Here is a 21,024-nt window from a genome sequence, read left to right as displayed (position 1 = left end):
ATGTCGGAGAACGGTCAGCGGACCTCGGTGATCTCCGGTCCGCGCTGCAGCTGCCCCATGCCGCCGGAGAAGCGGGAACCGCTCTGCTCCTCCTGCTGGACACCCTCGGGGACCATCTGCGCGTCGTTCGGCAGCTTCAGGACGATCGGGTCGCGGGGGGCCATCGGACCCTCACCGCGGACGACGACCGTGTCGCGGAAGATCTGCTCCAGCAGACCCGCGGCCTGCGGCTGCACCGCGCCCTGCCCGGAGATCACTCCGCGCAGGAACCAGCGGGGGCCGTCCACGCCGACGAACCGCACGACCTGGAAACCACCCGTGCCGTCCGGCAGCTGCACCGGCACCTGTGCCCGCAGCTCCCAGCCCAGCGGGCCCTCGACCTCGTCGATGACACCGCCCTGCTGGGTGATGCCGGAGGCGATCTCCTCGCGCACCTCGCCCCAGATGCCCTCGCGCTTGGGAGCGGCGAAGGCCTGCAGCTGGATGGCGCTGTCCCTCAGAACGACGGTGGCCGCGACGATCGCGTCGCCCGCGACCTCGACCCGCAGCTCCATGCCGTCGATTCCGGGCACGAAGAGACCGCCCAGGTCCACCCGGCCCTCGGCCGGATCGCGCACCTCGGAGCTGTCCCAGGGCCCGTCGGGCCGCGGCTCGGGCTCGAGCCGTACGCGCTCGCGCTCGGCTTCTTCGTCCGCCTCAGTGTCGACGTCGTCGACGACCTGCTCGGCCTCGCTCGCCGCGTCCTCGGCGGCACTGCCCTTCTTGCGACGTCCGAACACGTCACTGTCCTTCCCGGTCGGATACGACCGAAGCGTATCGATTCCCACCCGTTGTGCTGCCCACAGCGGCATGACCGCCAGTGGACCCGAAGCCCCCTGCGGCCCGCGCCGAGTCGGGAAGCTCCGCGACCTCCTGGAAGCGGACCTTCTCGACCTGCTGGACGACCAGTTGGGCAATCCGGTCGAAGCGCTCGAACCGCACGGTCTCGCGCGGGTCGAGATTCACCACGATCACCTTGATCTCCCCACGGTACCCGGCATCCACCGTCCCCGGGGCATTCACGAGGGCGACACCGCAGCGGGCGGCGAGCCCGGAACGCGGGTGCACGAAGGCCGCGTACCCCTCGGGCAGCGCGATGGACACGCCCGTGGGCAGAACCGCCCGTTCACCCGGCTTCAGTTCACAGCTCTCGGTGGTGCGCAGATCGGCGCCCGCGTCACCGGGGTGCGCGTACTCGGGAAGGGGGACTTCCGGGTCGACGCGCCGGATCAGCACGTTCACGGGATGACGGGTCACGGGTTCACCTCGAAGGCGCGGGCGCGCCGGATCTGGTCCGGGTCGTTCATGGCGGCCCGGATCTCCTCCGGGCGGCCGTTGTCGATGAAGTGGTCGACCTTCACCTCGATGAAGAGGGCGTCGGCGCGGACGGCGACGGGCCCGTCGGGACCGCCGAGCCGCCCGGTGGCGGTGGAGTAGATCTTCCGCCCGGCCACCGCGGTGACCTCGGCCTCCAGGTGGAGCACGGTGCCGACGGGCACGGGGCGGCGGAAGTCGGTCTCCAGACGTCCGGTCACGGCGATCGTGCGCAGCAGCCAGTTCAGCGAGCCGAGCGTCTCGTCCAGCGCGGTGGCGAGGACGCCACCGTGCGCGAGACCCGGGGCGCCCTGGTGGGCGGGCCGCACGGTGAACTCGGCCGTGATCCGCACCCCCTCGCCCGCGCGGGCCTCCAGGTGCAGTCCATGGGGCTGCTCTCCGCCACACCCGAAACACTGTTCGTAGTGGGCCCCGAGGAGCTCGCCGGGGGCGGGCGCGTCGGGGTGCCGCACCGGCGCTATGGCGTCGGCGGGGGGCGTCAGAGCTGCGGAAGTACCACTCACAGCCGCAGACCTTACCCGCGCGTCCACCATCTGTTGGCACCGTGCCAAGCTTGGCTTCATGCAGCTCTCCGCCTCGCCGTACGAAGAACGCCTCACCGCGCCCCGCACCTGGTGGCTGGTCTGCTTCATGGTCGGGGTCGCGATGGCCCTGATCCTCCTCCCGTTCGGCACACTGCCGCTGCTGGGCGGCCTGGTCGGCGGCGCCGCGGTCTCGGCGGTCGTGGCCAGCTCGTACGGCTCGATCCGCATCCGTGTCGTGGGCGACTCCCTGATCGCCGGCGAGGCCAAGATCCCGGTCGCGGCCCTCGGCGACGCCGAGATCCTGGACCAGGAGGAGGCGCGCGCCTGGCGCACGTACAAGGCCGACCCCCGCGCCTTCATGCTCCTGCGCGCCTACATCCCCACGGCCCTGCGCGTCCAGGTCACGGACCCGGCCGACCCGACGCCGTACCTGTACCTGTCGACCCGGGAGCCGGAACGCCTGTCGGCAGCGCTGAAGGCCGCACGAGCGACGGCGTAGCCCGCCTTCCCGCGAGCGCGGGGCGCACGTCCGGCGGGAGCGTCGTTCTCCGCCGCAGCGGCGATGCGCCACGGCGGCGCTGTCCGGCGCTGCCGAAATCGGCACGAGCACCGAGAGAACGCGACCACTCAGAGAGCGCGACCTCCAAGGGAATCCGCCCGTAGGGCGAGCGGCAGGCAGGGCGTGGCGGGCTAGCGCCCGAGCTCTCTGGGGATCTCCCCGACCCGCAGCGGATCCGCCGGCTTCTCCAGCGGCGGCAGTTCGGGAAGCGCGTCCCACGGCACCTGGGCCTTGCGCAGGTCCTTGCGAATACGCGCCGCGACGCGTTTCGTATCGCGGCGGTTCATGACCGCCCCGACCGCAGCGCCGACCATGAACGGCATCAGGTTGGGCAGATCCCGCACCACGCGTTTCATGATCTGCTGACGCAGCTCACGCTTCATCTGGACGCCCAGCGCAGCGTTGACGGTCGACGGCTTGGTCACGTCGATCCCGCGCTCCGAGGACCAGGAACTCACATACGCGGTACTGCGCTGCTTGAGATTGCCGGGCGGCCGCAGTCCGTAGACCTCATGGAGCTCGGCGATCAGCTTCAGCTCGATCGCGGCGACGCCGGTGATCTCGGCGGCCAGCTCCGTGGGCATCGCGGGCGGCACCGGCAGCATCGCGGCCGCGCCGATCCCGGCGCCGACCGTGGACGTCGCGGCGGCCGCGCCCGCGACGAGCTTGTCCGCGAGCTGCTCGGGACCGAGGCCCGGGAACTGCTTGCGAAGGGTCGCGAGGTCCCGTACGGGGATACGCGGGGCGATGTCGATGATCCGGTCGGCGAGATACGCCAGGCCTGCCCTGGCCCGGCTGCCGCCCTTCTGGACGCCTTTCCTGACCCCGTCCCGGACGGCCGCCGCGCGGCGCCTGGCAGCGGGCGCGGGCGTGCCCGTGCGGGCCGGCAGGTCGCCTGTGGCGGGCGCCAGATCGAGCGAGGCTGATCCCGGTTCGGAAGAGCCCCGCTCGTCGTCACGCACGCCTTCAGAGCCGTCGGACGGCCCGTCGTCCGCTTCCCGCGGGGGGAAGCGGCGCTTCCAAGGAGGGGTCGAGCCAGTCACGGCCGACCCTGCCTCAGTCGCAGTCGCGGCAGATCGGCTGACCGTTCTTCTCGCGGGCCAGCTGGCTGCGGTGGTGCACCAGGAAGCAGCTCATGCAGGTGAACTCGTCCTGCTGCTTCGGCAGGACCCGGACGGCCAGCTCTTCGTTCGAGAGGTCGGCTCCGGGCAGCTCGAGGCCTTCTGCGGCCTCGAACTCATCTACGTCGACGGACGAGGTCGACTTGTCATTCCGGCGGGCCTTCAGTTCTTCAAGGCTGTCCGAGTCGACGTCGTCGTCGGTCTTGCGTGGGGTGTCGTAATCCGTTGCCATGTCGCTCTCCCCCTCTGGGTGTCTGCGGTGTCTCCAGCGCACGTAACGCGTGAGAGGCCGGACTTGTGCCCGACCCGAGGCGGAGATTTTGCCTCACATCAAGGTCTGTTACTCAATCGACACCCAACCGGACTCCTCAAGAGTGATCGGCTTGGATGGCGATGCGGACCGTACACGGTCCGAAGGCCGCACTTCAAAGGCGTCCCACCGTGTACTTCCCGTGATCACGACCCCCGAAAACCCGGATTTTCCCGGCTTTCCGACAGCTTGCATGATCACGGAGAGTAGATGGCCGGAAAATCGCCCTTGTGATCGATCACACACGGGCCTCCCGGATGGGTGACCAGAAAATTCCGCGCAAAGCGAACATCGTCGCGTGTCGGCGACATGCTCTCAGATGGGAAGGGTCACGCGCATCACGAGTCCACCTCCCTCGCGCGGCTCCGCGACGATGTGTCCCCCGTGAGCACGGGCCACCGACCGGACGATCGACAGGCCGAGGCCCACGCCCTTGTCGCTGCCCGTGCGCTCCGTCCGCAGCCGCCGGAAGGGCTCGAAGAGATTGTCGATCTCGTAGGCGGGTACCACCGGCCCGGTGTTCGACACCACCAGGACCGCCTGGGCGTTCTGGACGTGCGTCGTGACCTCGACCCAGCCGTCCTGGGGCACGTTGTACCGAACGGCGTTCTGGACGAGGTTCAGGGCGATCCGCTCCAGCAGGACGCCGTTGCCCTGGACGACCGCCACGGCACGCTCCCCGCGGATCTCCACGCCCTTGGCCTCGGCCTCGGCGCGCACCTGGTCAACGGCCTGCGAGGCGACCTCGGCGAGGTCCACGGGCTTGCGCTCGACGATCTGGTTGTCGCTGCGGGCGAGCAGCAGCAGGCCCTCGACGAGCTGTTCGCTGCGTTCGTTGGTGGCGAGCAGCGTCTTGCCGAGCTGCTGGAGCTCCATCGGGGCACCCGGGTCGGAGAGGTGCACTTCCAGGAGCGTGCGGTTGATCGCGAGCGGGGTGCGCAGCTCGTGCGAGGCGTTCCCCACGAACCGCTGCTGGGCCGTGAAGGCCCGCTGGAGCCGCTCCAGCATGTCGTCGAAGGTGTCCGCCAGCTCCTTGAGCTCGTCGTCCGGGCCGTCCAGCTCGATCCGCCGGGACAGGTCCGAGCCCGCCACCGCGCGCGCGGTGCGGGTGATCCGGCCGAGCGGCGACAGGACGCGGCCCGCCATCGCGTAGCCGAAGGCGAAGGCGATGATCGCGAGACCGAGCAGGGCGAGCAGCGAACGGCTGAGCAGGTTGTCCAGGGCCGCCTGGCGCTGGTGGTCGATGCAGTCGCTGATCGCGGCGTTGAACGCGTCGAGTGACAGGTTGCTCGTGTTGACCGTGGGGCAGTTCTCGCTGGTGACCTTGATCTGCGCGCCGCCGACGATCTTGAAGAGCGGTTCGTTGCCGGTGTTCAGCGCCTGCGCCGCCAGCAGATAGATGATCGACAGCAGCATGATGCCGGCGATCAGGAACATGCCGCCGTACAGCAGCGTGAGCCGTATCCGGATGGTCGGGCGCAGCCAGGGGAACGGGGGCTCCTGCCGCCTGGGGTCCCACGTGGGCTTCGGAGGCGCCGCGGGGGGCGCGGGGGTCGTGGCCACCGGGGATCAGATCCGGTAGCCGGAGCCGGGCACGGTGACGATCACCGGTGGCTCACCGAGCTTGCGGCGCAGGGTCATGACCGTGACCCGTACGACGTTGGTGAACGGGTCCGTGTTCTCGTCCCAGGCCTTCTCCAGGAGCTGCTCGGCGGAGACGACGGCGCCCTCGCTGCGCAGCAGCACCTCCAGGACGGCGAACTCCTTGGGCGCGAGCTGGACCTCCTTGCCGTCGCGGAAGACCTCGCGGCGGTTGGGGTCGAGCTTGATCCCGGCGCGCTCCAGGACGGGCGGCAACGGCACGCTCGTACGGCGTCCGAGGGCACGCACGCGTGCCGTCAGCTCGCTGAACGCGAACGGCTTGGGGAGATAGTCGTCGGCGCCGATCTCCAGGCCCTCGACGCGGTCGCTGACGTCGCCGGAGGCGGTGAGCATCAGTACGCGCGTGGGCATGCCGAGCTCGACGATCTTGCGGCAGACGTCGTCGCCGTGCACGAGCGGGAGGTCGCGGTCGAGGACGACCACGTCGTAGTCGTTGACGCCGATGCGCTCCAGGGCGGCCGCACCGTCGTACACGACGTCGACGGCCATGGCCTCCCGGCGCAGTCCGGTGGCCACCGCATCGGCGAGCAGTTGCTCGTCCTCGACGACGAGTACGCGCACGTCGCTTGTCCTTCCTCTGTCTACCCGCGTGGCGCGCTTGAGGGCACCACGCGGGCAGGTCTGTCACGGATGAGACCTCCATCCTGCCCTTTTCGGCCATAAACCGGCTGTAAGACGGTGGGAGGCCCCGAGAACACGGTCCTGGGGCCTGGGAATGCCAGATTTTCTCGTCGGGTTGAGGTTTCCACGGAAGGGAGTGGGGGGAGGACGGCTTTACACCCCGCGATCACGCTCTGCATGTGGCAAGCCACCTTGTGGTAGGTCCAACCGCTTCCGCAGAGCGGGCGTGGGTGTCCGGCACCGTCGCCGCCCAGCCTGGGCAGCGCTGGGCACCCATCTGGAGACGTGATCGCCCCTTCCGAACGGCACACCCCCGTGCCACCGACCCACGACCCAGGACGAGGGGGCGCAGCATGGACGCATTCACCGCAGGACTTCTGCAGCGCATAAGGGCGACCGAGTCCGACCTGACGCGGGCTCGCGAAACAGGCGACGACTTCCTCGCGGAGGTCGAGCAGGCCGAGCTGGACGACCTGCACCGCCTTGCCGCCGAGCACGGTGTGGAGGTCGGCGCGACGCGCGTCTGATCAGTTCGTTCGTACGAGAGCGGGGCCCCGGTATCGATCCAGTGCCGGGGCCCCGCTCCGTTTGCCGCCTGTTGTCCGCGCGGTCGTCACCGCGCTGTCGTACGCGTCGACAGTCGCGCGTACGCGCCATCAGTCCGCGTACGCGCCGTCAGTCGCCGTCATGCGTACGCGCCGTCAGTCGTGCCAGGCGCCGAACTCCTCCAGGAGCCGCTGGAGGGGCTCGAAGACGCCTGGGGAGGCAGCCACCGCGAGATCGCGTGCGGGGCGCTCTCCGGGGCGCCCACCGGTCAGGGCGCCCGCCTCACGGGCGATCAGGTCGCCCGCCGCGAGGTCCCAGGGGTGGAGGCCGCGCTCGTAGTAGCCATCGAGGCGGCCCGACGCGACGTCGCACAGGTCGACCGCCGCCGAGCCGCTGCGCCGGATGTCGCGCAGCAGCGGGATCAGCCGCTGGGCGACGTCGGCCTGATGGGCGCGGACCTCGGCCACGTAGTTGAACCCGGTCGAGACCAGGGCCTGGTCCAGGGGCGGCGCCGGGCGGCAGGCCAGCCGGCGCTCGCCGTCCCAGGCCCCGACGGCCCAGGCTCCGCTGCCGCGCACCGCGTGGTACGTCTCGCCGCGCATCGGAGCCGCGACGACTCCGACGACGGCCTCGCCGTCCTGCTCGGCCGCGATGGACACGGCCCAGGTCGGCAGTCCGTACAGGTAGTTGACCGTGCCGTCGAGCGGGTCGATGACCCAGCGGATGCCGCTGGTGCCCTCCGTGGAAGCGCCCTCCTCGCCGAGGAAGCCGTCGTCGGGGCGGTGCTCGGAGATCAGGTCGGTGACCAGCTTCTCCGCGGCGATGTCCATCTCGGTGACGACATCGATCGGGCTGGACTTGGTCGCGGCGACCGCGAGGTCCGCCGGGCGGCCGTCCCGCAGCAGTGCACCGGCGCGACGGGCGGCCTCCTGGGCGAGCTGGAGCAGTTCGGTGTGCAGGGGCTCGGTCACGGGGTTCCTCACGCGTACGGACTGTCGGCGCCCGCGGCGGCGGGCTTGGGGGAGCGGGCCGGGCAGCAGCCCACCGGGCACAGGTCGTGGCTCGCGCCGAGCGCGCCGAGGGCGCACGGGGTCACCTGGCGGCCGCTCTCGGTCGCGGCGCGCTCCAGGACGAGGTCACGGATCGCCGCGGCGAACCGGGGGTCGGCGCCCACGGTGGCCGAGCGGCGCACCGGCAGCCCCAGCTCCTCGGCCTTGGCCTTCGCCTCCGTGTCCAGGTCGTACAGGACCTCCATGTGGTCCGAGACGAACCCGATGGGCGCCATCACGACGGCCGCCACCCCGGCGCCGTGCAGCTCCTCCAGGTGGTCGCAGATGTCGGGCTCCAGCCAGGGGATGTGCGGGGCTCCGGAGCGCGACTGGTAGACGAGCTGCCAGGGGTGCTCGATCCCGGTCTGCTCGCGCACGGTGTCGGCGATCAGCCGCGCGAGGTCCAGGTGCTGCTTGACGTACGCGCCGCCGTCGCCGTGGTCCTCGACCCGACCGGAGGTGTCCGCCGCGGCGTTCGGAATGGAGTGCGTGGTGAAGGCGAGGTGCGCGCCCGCGCGCACGTCCTCCGGGAGTTCGGCGAGGGACTTCAGGACAGCCTCGGTCATGGGCTCCACGAAGCCGGGGTGGTTGAAGTAGTGCCGCAGTTTGTCGATCTTCGGCAGCTCCAGGCCTTCGGCTTCGAGCGCGGCCAGGGCACCGGCGAGGTCCTCGCGGTACTGGCGGCAGCCCGAGTACGAGGCGTACGCGCTGGTGGCGAGGACGAGGATGCGGCGGCGGCCGTCGGCGACCATCTCACGCAGGGTGTCGGTCAGGTACGGCGCCCAGTTGCGGTTGCCCCAGTAGATGGGCAGGTCCAGGCCGTGGTCCGCGAAGTCCTTGCGGAGGGCGTCGAGCAGGGCGCGGTTCTGGTCGTTGATGGGGCTGACCCCGCCGAACAGGAAGTAGTGCTGCCCCACCTCCTTGAGCCGTTCCTTGGGGATGCCTCTCCCCCGCGTCACGTTCTCCAGGAACGGGACCACGTCGTCCGGGCCTTCCGGGCCGCCGAACGAGAGCAGGAGCAGGGCGTCGTAGGGAGTGGCATCGAGCGCATCTGGCATGTCTCCGATCCTGCCACCCGCGACTGACAGCCGGACAACAGCCACCCGACTACGGCCGCACAGCGACCGAACGACAGCCATATGACGATGCGGAACGAGGGAGTGCGTTAGGTTCACCTAACCCGTAAGCTGTATCGGCTAGCTTCACGCCTTACCGGAGTTCGGACCGCCCGTGGTGACCGGGTGGCCGGGCCGAGCCGACCGGAGACCCCCTTGCCCAGCCCGTACCGCGCCCTGTTCGCCGCTCCCGGCTCCAAGGGCTTCTCCGCCGCGGGCTTCCTCGGCCGGATGCCGCTGTCGATGATGGGCATCGGCGTGGTCACGATGATCTCCCAGCTCACCGGCCGGTATGGGCTCGCGGGGGCGCTGTCCGCGACCATGGCCCTCGCCGCCGCGGTCCTCGGCCCGCAGGTCTCGCGCCTGGTGGACCAGTACGGGCAGCGGCGGGTGCTGCGCCCCGTGACGCTGTTCGCGCTGGGCGCGGCCGCCGGGCTGCTGCTCACCGCGCACTTCGGGTGGCCGGACTGGGTGCTGTTCGTCTGCGCGGCCGGCATCGGGTGCGTCCCGAGCATCGGCGCGATGATCCGGGCCCGCTGGGCCGCCCTCTACCGCGACACCCCGCAACTGCACACCGCGTACTCCTTCGAGTCCGTGGTCGACGAGATCTGCTTCATCTTCGGGCCGATCATCTCCATCGGCCTGTCCACGGTGTGGTTCCCGGAGGCCGGGCCGCTGCTCGCCGCCTGCTTCCTCGCGGCCGGTGTCTTCTGGCTGACCGCCCAGCGCGCGACCGAGCCCATGCGGCATCCGCGCGAGCAGCACACCGCCGGTTCGGCGCTGCGCTCGGCCGGACTCCAGGTCCTGGTGGCCACGTTCGTGGCGACCGGGGCGATCTTCGGAGCCGTCGACGTGGTCACCGTGGCCTTCGCCGAGGAGCAGGGCCACAAGGGCGCCGCGAGCGTCGTCCTGGCCCTGTACGCGGCGGGCTCCTGCGTCGCGGGAGCCGTGTTCGGACTGCTGCACTTCAAGGGGGCGCCCGAACGTCGGTGGCTGCTGGGCATATGCGCGATGGCCGTGAGTATGATCCCCCTCCTACTGGTCGGAAACTTGCCGTTCCTGGCCGTGGCGCTGTTCGTTGCGGGCCTGTCCATCGCTCCCACGATGATCACGACGATGTCCCTCATCGAACAGCACGTACCACGCGCGAAACTGACCGAGGGCATGACCTGGGTGAGCACCGGACTCGCGGTCGGGGTCGCGCTCGGCTCCTCCGTGGCCGGCTGGGTGATCGACGCCGCCGGTGCGAAGGCCGGGTACGGGGTTCCGGCGGTGTCCGGGGCCGTCGCGGTCGCGGTGGGTTTCCTCGGGTTTCGCCGGCTGAGCAGGCCGGTTCCGCAGCGGGGAGGGTCCCATGAGCACCACAGTGAGCGGGAAGAGCGGCACGTGGCGTAACTGGGGGGGGAACGTCACCGCCCGTCCGGTACGGGAGGTCGCTCCCGCCTCCGTCGAGGAACTCTCCGCGGCCGTACGCAAGGCCGCCGACGACGGTCTGCAGGTGAAGGCCGTCGGCACTGGGCACTCCTTCACCGCCGCCGCCGCGACCGACGGCGTATTGATCCGCCCTCAACTGTTGACCGGCATCCGCAAGATTGATCGTGAGGCCGGCACGGTCACCGTCGAGGCGGGCACCCCGCTCAAGCGTCTCAATGTGGCTCTCGCGCGCGAGGGGCTGTCGCTCACGAACATGGGCGACATCATGGAGCAGACGGTTTCGGGGGCGACCAGCACCGGAACGCACGGCACGGGACGCGACTCGGCCTCGATCGCCGCGCAGATCAAGGAACTTGAGCTGGTCACGGCGGACGGCTCGGTCCTCACCTGCTCGGAGAAGGAGAATCCGGAGGTCTTCGCGGCGGCCCGGATCGGCATCGGCGCCCTGGGGATCGTCACCGCGATCACCTTCTCCGTAGAGCCCATATTTCTGCTCACGGCCCGCGAGGAGCCGATGACCTTCGACAAGGTCACCGCCGACTTCGACGAACTCTTCGCCGAGAACGAGCACTTCGAGTTCTACTGGTTCCCGCACACGGGCAACTGCAACACCAAGCGCAACAACCGCAGCGCCGGCCCCGAGAAGCCCGTCGGGCAGTTGAGCGGCTGGATCGAGGACGAGTTCCTCTCCAACGGCGTCTTCCAGGTGGCCAATCTGCTCGGCCGCGCCGTGCCCGCCACCATCCCGACGATCGCGAAGATCTCCAGCCGCGCACTGTCCGCGCGCACGTACACCGACATCCCCTACAAGGTCTTCACTTCTCCGCGCCGGGTGCGCTTCGTGGAGATGGAGTACGCCGTCCCGCGCGAGGCCCTGGTCGAGACGCTGCGCGAGCTGAAGGCGATGGTCGACCGCTCGCCCCTGCGGGTCAGCTTCCCCGTCGAGGTGCGTACGGCCCCCGCCGACGACATCACGCTCTCCACGGCGTCGGGGCGGGAGACCGCGTACATCGCCGTCCACATGTTCAGAGGCACCCCCTATCAGGCGTACTTCACCGCCGCCGAGCGGATCTTCACCGCGCACGAGGGCCGGCCGCACTGGGGCAAGGTGCACACGCGCGACGCCGAGTACTTCTCCGAGGTCTATCCGCGCTTCGGCGAGTTCACTGCTCTGCGGGATCGACTTGACCCGGATCGGCGCTTTGGGAATGACTACTTGCGTCGAGTGCTGGGCTCGTAGTCGCGCTGGGCGTGGGGGGCAGGGTGGCGTCCCCGGCCTCCGCGTCGGAGGACGACGGCGACAGTGCCGTCGCCGCTGAAGCTCTCGCCCGACACGAGTTCTGCCGGAAGACGTCCTGGGCATCCGAACTTCTCACGCGTGCGCGGACCTTGCCTGCCTTCCCGTACGTGATAGGCCCTCAGAACTTGATCGACCGACTGCACGAGAAAGGGACGTGCGGGCGAAACGATTCGTTCCATTTCTGGTGATTACGTGAAGTGCAGCGCGTTCCATGGTTGCGAAAACGGCGCATCGGGCGGCCAACTACCACCCCCCGCCAGAAGTTGGGCGGCGTGCCGATCCACGCAGGTGGTCCGAATGGAGTACTGTTGCGAGCCCTGGGTCCGGACTCCCGCCAGGGTGTCCGGGGCCTTGCAGGACCGCCGGGAGGGGGCTCGTTGCACAGGGTGATGAAGTTCGTCACTTAGCGTTGCGAAAAGGTAACCGTGCCATAACGGCGATCCCGGGCCCGTGCCCGACACGCCGGGCAACTCGGCAAGGTTGTGGCAGGCTGCACCCGGGCAGGCCACACTCGACTAGCGGAAGCAGCGACGCACGTGACGTCGGCAGGCACCACCCGGGAGGTCCCCATGCCCGAACTGCGTGTCGTGGCCGTCTCTAACGACGGCACACGGCTGGTGCTGAAGGCTGCGGACAGCACGGAGTACACGCTTCCGATTGACGAGCGTCTGCGCGCCGCCGTACGCGGCGACCGTCCCCGCCTCGGCCAGATCGAGATCGAGGTGGAGAGCCATCTCCGCCCCCGAGACATTCAGGCGCGGATACGTGCAGGCGCCTCCGCGGAGGAAGTCGCCCAGCTCGCCGGAATCCCCGTCGATCGCGTACGCCGCTTCGAGGGCCCCGTGCTTGCCGAGCGCGCCTTCATGGCCGAGCGTGCCAGGAAGACCCCCGTCCGCCGCCCCGGTGAGAACGCCGGACCCCAACTCGGCGAGGCCGTCCAGGAGCGACTGCTGCTGCGCGGCGCCGAGAAGGACACCGTCCAGTGGGACTCCTGGCGTCGTGACGACGGCACTTGGGAAGTCCTGCTGGTCTACCGGGTCGCGGGCGAACCGCACTCGGCGAGCTGGACCTACGACCCGCCGCGGCGGCTCGTCCAGGCCGTCGACGACGAGGCGCGCTCACTGATCGGCGAGTCCGACGACCTCGCGGCGCCCGAGCCGAGCTTCCCGTTCGTGCCGCGGATCGCACGCCTGCCGCGCGACCGTCCGCTGGACCGTGCCCTGGACCGGCAGATGGAGCGCCCGAGCCTGCCCTCTCCGTCGCCGTCCCCGGAGTCGGTCGAGGAGTCCGGCGACCGGGATTCGCTCACCAGCCTCCTGGAAGCGGTGCCCAGCTTCCGGGGCGACATGGTGGTGCCCGAGCGGCCCGCCACGACGGAGCGGCCCGCCACGGAGGAGCCCGCTCCCGAGCCCGAGCCGGAGGAGCCCCCGGCTCCCGCGGCCTCGGCCGGTGCCGGTTCCGCCTACGCGGACGTCCTCATGCCCCGCTCGGTCGGCAGTCACCGCGACCGTCTCGTCGGTTCCACCGACCGCCAGGCCGAGGCCGACGGCGTCCGCCCGGGCCGCAGAGCGGCGGTCCCGAGCTGGGACGAGATCGTCTTCGGGACGCGGCGGAAGAAGCAGGACTAGTCAGTTGTACGAGGAGAGGGCGCGCGCCGGTTCGGTGCGAGCCCTCTTTTCGTTACCACCGCTCGGGGCCCGCGCCAGGTCGGTGCGAGCCCCATCGCCGTCACTGCGGGCCGGACTCCCGTGCGCAGCGCCGCTACTGCGGGTCGGGCCCCACCGCGACCGGGCGGCTCTCGTCCTGGGACCACTCCGACCAGGAGCCCACGTACAGGGCGGCGGGGATGCCCGCCACAGCGAGTGCGAGCACCTGATGGGCGCCGGAGACACCGGAGCCGCAGTAGACGCCGACCTCGGAAGTCCCGGTCGCGCCGAGGGACTTGAAGCGGTCGGCGAGCTCGGCGGCGGGCAGGAACCGTCCGTCGTCGGCGACGTTCTCCGTGGTCGGCGCGGAGAGCGCCCCGGGGATGTGCCCGCCGACAGGGTCGATCGGCTCGACCTCGCCCCGGTACCGTTCACCGGCCCGGGCGTCGAGCAGCACCCCGGTGCGGGCGAGCGCCGCCGCCCCGTCCGCATCGATCAACGGCCGGGCGCCGGGCGCCGGTACGAAGCTCCCGGGGCCTGGTGTGGGGACCTCCGAGGACACCGGTCCGCTCCAGGCGGCGAACCCGCCGTCAAGCACGCGTACCGACGGATGACCCGTATAGCCCAGCAACCACCACGCGCGCGCGGCGCCCCACCCCAGGCCGCCGTCGTACACGACGACATCGCGGTCCGTGGACACTCCCGCGGCCCGCATCGCCGCGCCGAAGATCTCCAGGTCGGGCAGCGGATGCCTGCCCTCCGAACCGGCCGGACCTGCAAGTTCGGAATCCAAATCGACAAAAACGGCCCCTGGGATGTGCGCCTTCTCGTACTCGGCGCGCAGGTTCGGGCCACCCAGCTGCCAGCGGATGTCGAGGAGGACCGGAGGGGTCGGTCCGGCCAGGTCGCTCGCGAGTTCGGATGCGGAGATGATGGCGTTCATGGCCACCATCCTTGCGCACGGGGTGGCCGCGTCGTCCAGGTCCGGCTACTCTGCTCGGCCGGACAGGTCCGATCACGAGGCGTATGGGATCGGGCACATGCTGTACAGCCGATGGACACCATGCGGCAATCACGCCGAAACGGATGGGAAACGGCACATCGGGCATCCTCCGGCCGTGAGCCGCTGAAGGGCGGCGCGGTCGGGCGTACGGTGCGACCGGTGGTGCGAACATCGGCACGGGGCGCGCACGCACGCGACCGCGGTAGGCGTGTTCGTAGGCGGAAGGTGACCGGCCACCGCGAGGGGCCGAGAAGAGAGTGACGATGACCGAGGCACGGGGGTCGGCCGGCCTGAACGGCACAACGCACGCTCGGCACGCGCCCGGCACACCCTGCTGGGTGAGTCTGATGGTGCACGGGATGGCCGCGACCCAGGAGTTCTACGGAGCGTTGTTCGGCTGGGAGTTCCGGCCGGGGCCGCAGCAGCTCGGCCCATACGTGCGGGCGCTGCTCGACGACCATGAGGTGGCGGGGATCGGCCAATTGCCGCCCGACCGGCATCTGCCCGTCGCGTGGACGCCGTATCTCGCCTCGGACGACGTGGACCTGACCGCCGAGACGGTACGGCACAGCGGGGGCACCGTGGGCGTCGGTCCACTCGACGCCGCCGACGCCGGGCGCCTGGCGATCGCCTCGGACCCGACGGGCGCCGTCTTCGGCATCTGGCAGGCGGCGGCCCACCTCGGCACGGGGATCACCGGCGTGCCGGGCACGCCCGCCTGGAACGAGCTCGTGACCCGCGACACCGAAAGCGTCGTCAAGTTCTACCAGGGGGTCTTCGGCTACGAGTTGGAGCCGGTCGTCTCGGCGGACTTCGACTACGTGACCCTGCACGTCGACGGTCGCCCGGTGGCCGGCATCCACGGCGTCGGACACGGTCTGCCGCGCGACCGGGGCCCGCACTGGATGACGTACTTCGAAGTCGCGGACGTGGACGACGCCGCCCGCCGGGTCACCGAACTCGGCGGACATCTCCTCAAGGCCGCCCACGACTCGCCGTACGGGCGCGTGGCGACGGTGGCGGATCCGGAGGGCGCGGTGTTCTCGCTGATCCACGCCGTCCGCTGAGGCCTTGAAAAGCTCGCGGGGTCAGGCCGAGGCGATCGGCAGTACGTCAGGCGACAGGGCGCCCGCGCGAGCCGTGGCGGCCGTCATCCGGCGGCGGTGGTGCCGGCGGCACAGGACCTCGTAGCCGATGTCCTCCGGCTGGTTGACGTCGCCGACGACGACCTGGGCACCCTCGACGACCATCTCGCCGCCTATCGTGCGGGCGTTGTGGGTGGCGCGGGCGCCACACCAGCACAGGGCCTCGACCTGGAGGACCTCGACCCGGTCAGCCAGCTCCACGAGGCGCTGGGAGCCGGGGAAGAGCTTGGAGCGGAAGTCGGTGGTGATGCCGAAGGCGAAGACGTCGATGCCCAGGTCGTCCACCACGCGGGCCAGTTGGTCGATCTGCCCGGGGGCCAGGAACTGGGCCTCGTCGGCGATCACGTAGTCCGCCCGGCCGCCCTGGGAGAGGTGATCGACGAGGTAGGCGTACAGGTCCTGGTCGTCCGCCACCTCGACCGCGTCCGTGACCAGGCCCAGGCGCGAGGAGAGCTTGCCCTCGCCCGCGCGGTCGTCACGCGTGAAGATCATGCCCTGCAGACCCCGCGCCGAGCGGTTGTGCTCGATCTGGAGGGCCAGCGTCGACTTCCCGCAGTCCATCGTTCCGGAGAAGAACACCAGCTCGGGCATGGGAAGTTGAGCACCTTTCGGCAGCGGAGGACCGGGGACGGAAGACGGGCAGGAAGACGCGTCAGGAGCGTACTTGCAGGAGGGGCACGAGCTGCTCGACGGGGGTCATCGAGCCGTGGTTGCCGACCATCGCCGACTCCTTCGGCTCCCGCTCCGACGCGATGATCAGGACGTCGTCGCGGGCCGCCGCCACGACGTCGCCGATCCGGGCGTACACCCGCTCGTCGACCTGTGGGCCGAACCAGCCCGCCGCGATCGCCTCGTCCCGCGAGGCCACCCAGAACTGCTCGCCGAGCACCTCGCGCCAGCAGGTCAGGACGTCCGCCTCGGCGCCCGGCACCGCGTAGACGTGCCGGGCGCGGCCCTCGCCCCCGAGCAGGGCGACGCCGGCGCGCAGCTCCCAGTCCTCGTCGAAGTCGATGCGGTGCTGCTCGTCGAAGGGGACGTCGATCATGCCGTGGTCGGCGGTGACGTACAGGGCCGTTCGCGGCGGCAGTTGCTCCGCGAGGCGCTGGACCAGCCGGTCGACGTACATGAGCTGGCCGCGCCAGGGGTCCGAGTCGACGCCGAAGCGGTGCCCCTTGCCGTCCACCTCGGCGTAGTACGTGTAGACCAAGGAGCGGTCACCGGCGGCCAGTTGCTCGGCCGCGAGGTCCATGCGCTCCTCGCCGGACAGCCGTCCGTGGAACGTGCCGCCGCTCAGCGCGATCTTCGTCAGGGGTGTGTTCTGGAAGGCGGGGGACGAGACCTGGGCGGTGTGCACACCGGCCGCGTCGGCCAGCTCGAAGACCGTGGGGTAGGGCTGCCAGACGCGCGGAGACGTCCATGGGTTCCAGCGGAGCTGATTCATCAGCTCGCCGGTCGCCGGGTTGCGCGCGGTGTAGCCGGGCAGGCCGTGCGCGCCGGGCGGCAGGCCGGTGCCCACGGAGGCGAGGGAGGTCGCGGTGGTCGCGGGGTAACCGGCGGTGATCGGCCGTCCCGTGCCGCCGCGGGAGGACGCCAGGAGTGACGTCATGAAGGGGGCCTCGTCGGGGTGCGCCTTCAGCTGCTCCCAGCCGAGGCCGTCGATCAGGAAGACGCAGTTCCGGTCGGCCTCGGTCAGCTCCGGTATGGCGGCGGTCATGCCGGGTACGGCCATGCCCGCGGCGAGCGTGGGCAGCAGGTCGGCCAGTGAACCGGTGCCGTACTCGGGGACGGGCGCGGTGTCGACGGCGAGCGGTTCCGGGTGGTCCCAGGTGGGCAGTGCCATCAGCGGGTGATGTCCGCGGTCGCCTCGGAGAGGGACTGCGCGAAGGCGAGGGCCTGGCGCACCGTCTCCGGGCCGTCTCCGGCCTCGCTGACGCGGAGGCTCAGGTCGTCCGCCGTCGAGTTGCCCGTGTAGCCGTGGTCCGCCTCGCAGTTGGGGTCGCCGCAGGCGGCGGGCTCCAGGTCGATGCGGGAGACGGCGCCCCAGCCGATGGTCAGGACGACCTCGCGGGGCAGCGTGCCCGGCGTGTACGACTCCGGGTTGGCGACGACACGGCTGACGACGACCGACGAGATCCGGCCGAGCTTCACGGACTCCGTGGACGTCGTCGCGTACGGCGTCGGCGACGTGGTGTCCGCGGCCTGCTCGTCGGTGTGGCTCACGATGAAGCGGTTGCCGGTGAGGACGAGCACGGTGACGTGCCGCCGCACCTCGTTCGCGTCGAACGTCGTCTCCTGATGGACCAGGTACGACCGGATGGTCTCGCCGCCGATCGCGGCCTCCACCGCCTCGGCCACGAGGGCCGGGTAGTAGCCGCTGCGCTCGATCGCCGCTCGCAGCCCCTGGGTCGTCGTACTGGTCTTGGCCATGACGTCCATCCTACGGGGGCCCACTGACTGCGAGGCACCGCTCGCGGGTCTCTGTCGTGGACGGATCAGATACGGCTACGGAACAGGTGATCCGTAGCGGATCATGTGATCCCTTGCAGACCAGGTGCTTCCTTATGGATCAGCTGCTCCCGCGCAGACCAGGTGATCCCTTGCAAATCAAGTGATCCCTTGCGGATCAAGTGCTCCCTTGCGGATCAGACGACGGGAAGCGTCCGTGGGCCGAGGTCGTCGCGGGCAGGGGCCCGGGCCAGCCGCACGGTGGCGCCGAGCACGCTCAGGCCGCGCGGGGCGACGACCACGGGCTCCAGCGAGACCGCGACGACCTCCGGGTGGTCGTCCACCAGCCGCGACACCCGCAGCATCAGCTCTTCGAGGGCCGCCGTGTCGACCGGGGCGGAGCCCCGCCAGCCGAACAGGAGCGGCGCCGTCCGGATCGACCGGACCAGCGAGGTCGCGTCCCGGTCCGTGACCGGAATCAGCCGGTGCGCCGTGTCCCCGAGCAGCTCCGAGGCGGCCCCGGCGAGCCCGAACGACAGCACGGCCCCGGCCGCCGGGTCGATCACCGTCCGTACGACGGTGTCGACCCCGCGTGGTGCCATCCCCTGGACGACCGGCCGCAGCTCCTCAGGCTTCCCGAACAGCTCGGTCAACTCCGCGTACGCCCGTCGCAGTTGCTCCTCGTCCGCCAGGTCCAGCCGTACGCCGCCCAGGTCGGCGCGGTGCCGCAGGTGCGGGGCGGTGGTCTTGAGGGCCACGGGGTAGCCCAGGGTGCGGGCGGCTGCCACGGCGTCGTCCGGCGTGGGCGCGGGCAGCGCACGGCGTACGTCGATGCCGTACCGCCCGAGCAGCACGCAGGTCTCCTCCGCGCCGAGCGTCAGCCCCTCGCCGCGCGCGAGCAGGCCGTCGATCTGCTCGGCGGCCCCCCTCTCGTCGATGTCCTCGCACTCGGGCACCTTGCCGGGATCGCCGGCCTCCCGCCGCCACTGTGCGTACTTCACTGCTTGGGCAAGGGCACGCACGGCACGCTCGGCGGCGGGGTAGGCGGGGATGAGACGGGAGTCGGGCGGGGTCGCGCGCGCGGCGGGCGACTGCACCGCTTCCTCGCCGGGCTGACGTGCCGCTCCGGCTCTCTCGGTGGGCAGGCGTTCCGCGGGGCGATGGGGGTCCCCCCGCTCGAGCGAAGCCGAGAGTGGGGAAGGGTGGGCATCGCCTGTAGCGCCGGGTGCCGTTGAACCTACCTGTGGTGAAGCTACCTGTGCTGAACCTGCCTGTGGTGCAGTGCTTGCCGCCGCGGACAACGCCTCAGCAAGCCCGCCAAGCTCCACATGCACCACAAGCACCGGCTTCGCCGGAGCCGCCGCGGCAGAGGAACGCAGGGCCTCGGCCAAGGCCTCATCCGCGGCCGAGGTCTCCCCCACCGCGGGAATGGCGGTCACCACGACTGCGTCACAGCCGTCGTCGGCGAGGGCTTCCGACAGCGCCCTGTGGAAGTCCTCCGCCGAAGCCCCCGTGGTCAGGTCCAACGGAGGCAGCGGCCGAAGCCCTTCGGCGAGACACGCGTCGTACGTGAGCAGCCCGAGCGATTCGGAGTTCCCGAGGATCGCCACCCGGGGCCCAAGAGGAAGCGGTTGGCGCGCCAGCAGAAGCCCCGCATCGACGAGCTCGGTGATCGTGTCCACCCGAATCACCCCGGCCTGCCGCAGCAGCGCGGACACGGTGGCGTGCGGCAACCGCGTGGCCCGTACGGCATGCCCCTGGGGAGCCGCCCCGCCGTGCCGCGCCCCCTGGACCACGACCAGCGGCTTCGCGGCCGCCGTCCGCCGTGCGAGGCGCGTGAACTTGCGCGGGTTGCCGATGGATTCGAGGTACATCAGGGCGACGTCGGTGTCCGGGTCGTCGTACCAGTACTGGAGTACGTCGTTGCCGGACACGTCCGCCCGGTTGCCGGAGGAGACGAAGGTGGACACGCCGGTGACGCCCGTGACACCGCCGCCGCGCCGGTGCAGCCGGGACAGCAGGGCGATGCCGATGGCGCCGGACTGGGCGAACAGGCCTATCCGCCCCGGGCGCGGCATCTGGGGGGCGAGCGAGGCGTTGAGGCGCACCCCGGGGGACGTGTTGATGACCCCGAAGGCATTGGGGCCGATGATGCGCATCCCGTACGTACGCGCCTGGCGGACGAGTTCGCGCTGGCGCTCGCGCCCTTCGGGGCCGCTCTCGGCGTACCCGGCGGAGACGACCACGAGCCCCTGCACCCCGTGCTCGCCGCACTCCGCGACGACCTCGGGGACGTGCGGCGCGGGCACGGCGACGACGGCGAGGTCGACGGGCTCGTCGATGTCGCGGATGGAGCGGTACGCGGGGACTCCGTCGAGTTCCTTGTCCTGGAGCGCCTTGTTCACCGCGTACAGCCGGCCGGTGAATCCGGCGTCACGGAGGTTGGCGAGGACGCTGCGGCCGACGCCGCCGGGGGAGCGGCCCGCGCCGATGACGGCGACCGAGCCGGGTGCGAGCAGCCGCTGCACGGACCGGGCCTCGGCGCGCTGCTCCCGCGCGCGCTGCACGGCGAGCGACCGGTCGGTGGGCTCGAGGTCGAACTCCAGGCGTACGACGCCGTCCTCGAAGTGCCGCTTCTGCTGGTACCCGGCGTCCGTGAACACCTTGATCATCTTGGTGTTGGCCGGCAGCACCTCGGCGGCGAAACGGCGGATACCGCGCTCGCGGGCCACGGCCGCGATGTGTTCGAGGAGGGCCGAGGCGACACCGCGGCCCTGGTGCGCGTCCTGCACGAGGAAGGCGACCTCGGCCTCGTCGGCGGGTGCGGAGGCGGGCAGGCCGTCGGCATTAATGCGGTCATAGCGTACGGTGGCGATGAACTCGCCGCCCACCGTGGCCGCGAGCCCCACCCGGTCCACAAAGTCGTGGTGCGTGAAGCGGTGGACATCCTTGGCGGACAGTCGTGGGTACGGCGCGAAGAAGCGGTAGTACTTCGACTCGGCAGAGACCTGCTCGTAGAAACTGACCAGGCGGTCGGCGTCATCAACGGTGATGGGCCTGATGCGTGCGGTACCACCGTCACGCAGCACCACGTCCGCCTCCCAGTGAGCGGGGTACTCGTGCCGGTCCGACGAGGTCTGCATGGGCCCCAGAGTACGGCTCGCGTCCGA

20 protein-coding genes are annotated in these 21,024 nt (G+C 70.8%); 6 read left to right on the top strand and 14 right to left on the bottom strand.

Going from position 1 to position 21,024, the window contains the following annotated elements; genetic code table 11:
* Positions 1–14: 14 nt before the first annotated feature.
* Genes ACFY0T_RS30070 through ACFY0T_RS30060 form a run of 3 tightly spaced genes read right to left on the bottom strand, consistent with a single transcriptional unit; the run spans position 15 to position 1,877 of the window.
* Positions 15–779, bottom strand: a complete 765-nt coding sequence (locus ACFY0T_RS30070) for a DUF3710 domain-containing protein (RefSeq protein WP_388877213.1) — start codon at positions 777–779, stop codon at positions 15–17.
* A gap of 1 nt (position 780) precedes the next feature.
* Complete coding sequence (dut, locus tag ACFY0T_RS30065) at positions 781–1,296, bottom strand: dUTP diphosphatase (RefSeq protein WP_388877210.1); 516 nt, start codon at positions 1,294–1,296, stop codon at positions 781–783.
* The gene (locus ACFY0T_RS30060) at positions 1,293–1,877 is read right to left on the bottom strand and encodes a PaaI family thioesterase (protein ID WP_388877207.1); all 585 of its coding nucleotides are present in this window, start codon (positions 1,875–1,877) and stop codon (positions 1,293–1,295) included. Before ACFY0T_RS30060 ends, dut begins: the two co-directional genes overlap by 4 nt.
* Positions 1,878–1,935: 58 nt before the next feature.
* Between ACFY0T_RS30060 and ACFY0T_RS30055 the strand changes: the two genes are divergently transcribed.
* Complete coding sequence (locus tag ACFY0T_RS30055) at positions 1,936–2,397, top strand: DUF3093 domain-containing protein (protein ID WP_388877203.1); 462 nt, start codon at positions 1,936–1,938, stop codon at positions 2,395–2,397.
* A 191-nt stretch (positions 2,398–2,588) separates the two neighbouring features.
* Here the strand turns inward: ACFY0T_RS30055 and ACFY0T_RS30050 are convergent, their stop codons facing one another.
* The 4 genes from ACFY0T_RS30050 to ACFY0T_RS30035 all read right to left on the bottom strand — a co-directional run bounded on the left by ACFY0T_RS30050 (position 2,589) and on the right by ACFY0T_RS30035 (position 6,111).
* The gene (locus tag ACFY0T_RS30050; RefSeq protein ID WP_388877200.1) at positions 2,589–3,500 is read right to left on the bottom strand and encodes a hypothetical protein; all 912 of its coding nucleotides are present in this window, start codon (positions 3,498–3,500) and stop codon (positions 2,589–2,591) included.
* A 13-nt stretch (positions 3,501–3,513) separates the two neighbouring features.
* Positions 3,514–3,810, bottom strand: a complete 297-nt coding sequence (locus tag ACFY0T_RS30045) for a DUF4193 domain-containing protein (RefSeq protein WP_003997302.1) — start codon at positions 3,808–3,810, stop codon at positions 3,514–3,516.
* 393 nt (positions 3,811–4,203) lie between these two features.
* On the bottom strand, positions 4,204–5,451 hold the full coding sequence (locus tag ACFY0T_RS30040; protein WP_388877197.1) for a sensor histidine kinase: 1,248 nt from the start codon (positions 5,449–5,451) through the stop codon (positions 4,204–4,206).
* Positions 5,452–5,457: 6 nt separating this feature from the next.
* Positions 5,458–6,111 (bottom strand): response regulator transcription factor, encoded by a 654-nt coding sequence (locus ACFY0T_RS30035; RefSeq protein WP_010983842.1) that lies wholly within the window; start codon positions 6,109–6,111, stop codon positions 5,458–5,460.
* 413 nt (positions 6,112–6,524) lie between these two features.
* On the opposite strand from ACFY0T_RS30035, the gene ACFY0T_RS30030 reads away from it, so the two are divergent.
* Positions 6,525–6,698: a hypothetical protein gene (locus ACFY0T_RS30030; protein ID WP_167459062.1), complete on the top strand. Its 174-nt coding sequence runs from the start codon at positions 6,525–6,527 to the stop codon at positions 6,696–6,698.
* Between the two features lie 174 nt (positions 6,699–6,872).
* Here ACFY0T_RS30030 and ACFY0T_RS30025 read toward each other — a convergent pair whose 3' ends face one another.
* Together ACFY0T_RS30025 and ACFY0T_RS30020 are read right to left on the bottom strand one after the other, a co-directional pair.
* Positions 6,873–7,688 (bottom strand): inositol monophosphatase family protein, encoded by an 816-nt coding sequence (locus tag ACFY0T_RS30025; protein WP_388877193.1) that lies wholly within the window; start codon positions 7,686–7,688, stop codon positions 6,873–6,875.
* An 8-nt stretch (positions 7,689–7,696) separates the two neighbouring features.
* On the bottom strand, positions 7,697–8,824 hold the full coding sequence (locus tag ACFY0T_RS30020) for a ferrochelatase (protein ID WP_388877190.1): 1,128 nt from the start codon (positions 8,822–8,824) through the stop codon (positions 7,697–7,699).
* Between the two features lie 213 nt (positions 8,825–9,037).
* Between ACFY0T_RS30020 and ACFY0T_RS30015 the strand changes: the two genes are divergently transcribed.
* From ACFY0T_RS30015 to sepH, 3 genes are all read left to right on the top strand, one after another.
* Positions 9,038–10,276, top strand: coding sequence for an MFS transporter (locus tag ACFY0T_RS30015; protein WP_388877187.1), 1,239 nt, complete (start codon positions 9,038–9,040; stop codon positions 10,274–10,276).
* Complete coding sequence (locus tag ACFY0T_RS30010; RefSeq protein ID WP_388877185.1) at positions 10,236–11,555, top strand: D-arabinono-1,4-lactone oxidase; 1,320 nt, start codon at positions 10,236–10,238, stop codon at positions 11,553–11,555. The genes ACFY0T_RS30015 and ACFY0T_RS30010 overlap by 41 nt, the downstream gene beginning before the upstream one ends.
* A 596-nt stretch (positions 11,556–12,151) precedes the next feature.
* Positions 12,152–13,243, top strand: coding sequence for a septation protein SepH (gene sepH / locus ACFY0T_RS30005; RefSeq protein ID WP_388877182.1), 1,092 nt, complete (start codon positions 12,152–12,154; stop codon positions 13,241–13,243).
* A gap of 133 nt (positions 13,244–13,376) precedes the next feature.
* Here the strand turns inward: sepH and ACFY0T_RS30000 are convergent, their stop codons facing one another.
* Positions 13,377–14,204: a sulfurtransferase gene (locus tag ACFY0T_RS30000; protein WP_388877179.1), complete on the bottom strand. Its 828-nt coding sequence runs from the start codon at positions 14,202–14,204 to the stop codon at positions 13,377–13,379.
* 323 nt (positions 14,205–14,527) lie between these two features.
* Between ACFY0T_RS30000 and ACFY0T_RS29995 the strand changes: the two genes are divergently transcribed.
* Complete coding sequence (locus tag ACFY0T_RS29995; protein WP_388877176.1) at positions 14,528–15,331, top strand: VOC family protein; 804 nt, start codon at positions 14,528–14,530, stop codon at positions 15,329–15,331.
* Between the two features lie 21 nt (positions 15,332–15,352).
* Here ACFY0T_RS29995 and ACFY0T_RS29990 read toward each other — a convergent pair whose 3' ends face one another.
* From ACFY0T_RS29990 to ACFY0T_RS29975, 4 genes are all read right to left on the bottom strand, one after another.
* Positions 15,353–16,000 carry a thymidine kinase gene (locus ACFY0T_RS29990; RefSeq protein ID WP_388877173.1) on the bottom strand — a complete coding sequence of 216 codons (648 nt, stop codon included), beginning with the start codon at positions 15,998–16,000 and terminating at the stop codon, positions 15,353–15,355.
* Positions 16,001–16,061: 61 nt separating this feature from the next.
* Positions 16,062–17,249: an alkaline phosphatase family protein gene (locus ACFY0T_RS29985; protein WP_388877170.1), complete on the bottom strand. Its 1,188-nt coding sequence runs from the start codon at positions 17,247–17,249 to the stop codon at positions 16,062–16,064.
* Positions 17,249–17,836 carry a DUF5998 family protein gene (locus tag ACFY0T_RS29980; RefSeq protein ID WP_388877168.1) on the bottom strand — a complete coding sequence of 196 codons (588 nt, stop codon included), beginning with the start codon at positions 17,834–17,836 and terminating at the stop codon, positions 17,249–17,251. Before ACFY0T_RS29980 ends, ACFY0T_RS29985 begins: the two co-directional genes overlap by 1 nt.
* A 215-nt stretch (positions 17,837–18,051) precedes the next feature.
* On the bottom strand, positions 18,052–20,997 hold the full coding sequence (locus tag ACFY0T_RS29975) for a GNAT family N-acetyltransferase (protein ID WP_388877165.1): 2,946 nt from the start codon (positions 20,995–20,997) through the stop codon (positions 18,052–18,054).
* Positions 20,998–21,024: the final 27 nt, after the last annotated feature.

This window comes from Streptomyces sp. NPDC001530 (genome assembly GCF_042894545.1).
In the GTDB taxonomy this organism is placed as follows: Bacteria; Actinomycetota; Actinomycetes; order Streptomycetales; family Streptomycetaceae; genus Streptomyces.
The sequence above is the reverse complement of the archived record's forward strand: the minus strand, read 5'-3'. Positions and strand labels throughout refer to the sequence as shown.

Excerpts from the sequence above, each read along its gene's own strand:
- ACFY0T_RS29995 (WP_388877176.1), top strand. The coding sequence starts at position 14,528 with ATGACCGAGGCACGGGGGTCGGCCGGCCTGAACGGCACAACGCACGCT.
- ACFY0T_RS30020 (WP_388877190.1), bottom strand. The coding sequence starts at position 8,824 with ATGCCAGATGCGCTCGATGCCACTCCCTACGACGCCCTGCTCCTGCTC.
- ACFY0T_RS30055 (WP_388877203.1), top strand. The coding sequence starts at position 1,936 with ATGCAGCTCTCCGCCTCGCCGTACGAAGAACGCCTCACCGCGCCCCGC.
- ACFY0T_RS29975 (WP_388877165.1), bottom strand. The coding sequence starts at position 20,997 with ATGCAGACCTCGTCGGACCGGCACGAGTACCCCGCTCACTGGGAGGCG.
- ACFY0T_RS29990 (WP_388877173.1), bottom strand. The coding sequence starts at position 16,000 with ATGCCCGAGCTGGTGTTCTTCTCCGGAACGATGGACTGCGGGAAGTCG.
- ACFY0T_RS30010 (WP_388877185.1), top strand. The coding sequence starts at position 10,236 with ATGAGCACCACAGTGAGCGGGAAGAGCGGCACGTGGCGTAACTGGGGG.
- ACFY0T_RS29985 (WP_388877170.1), bottom strand. The coding sequence starts at position 17,249 with ATGGCACTGCCCACCTGGGACCACCCGGAACCGCTCGCCGTCGACACC.
- ACFY0T_RS30030 (WP_167459062.1), top strand. The coding sequence starts at position 6,525 with ATGGACGCATTCACCGCAGGACTTCTGCAGCGCATAAGGGCGACCGAG.
- ACFY0T_RS30045 (WP_003997302.1), bottom strand. The coding sequence starts at position 3,810 with ATGGCAACGGATTACGACACCCCACGCAAGACCGACGACGACGTCGAC.
- ACFY0T_RS30000 (WP_388877179.1), bottom strand. The coding sequence starts at position 14,204 with ATGAACGCCATCATCTCCGCATCCGAACTCGCGAGCGACCTGGCCGGA.
- ACFY0T_RS29980 (WP_388877168.1), bottom strand. The coding sequence starts at position 17,836 with ATGGCCAAGACCAGTACGACGACCCAGGGGCTGCGAGCGGCGATCGAG.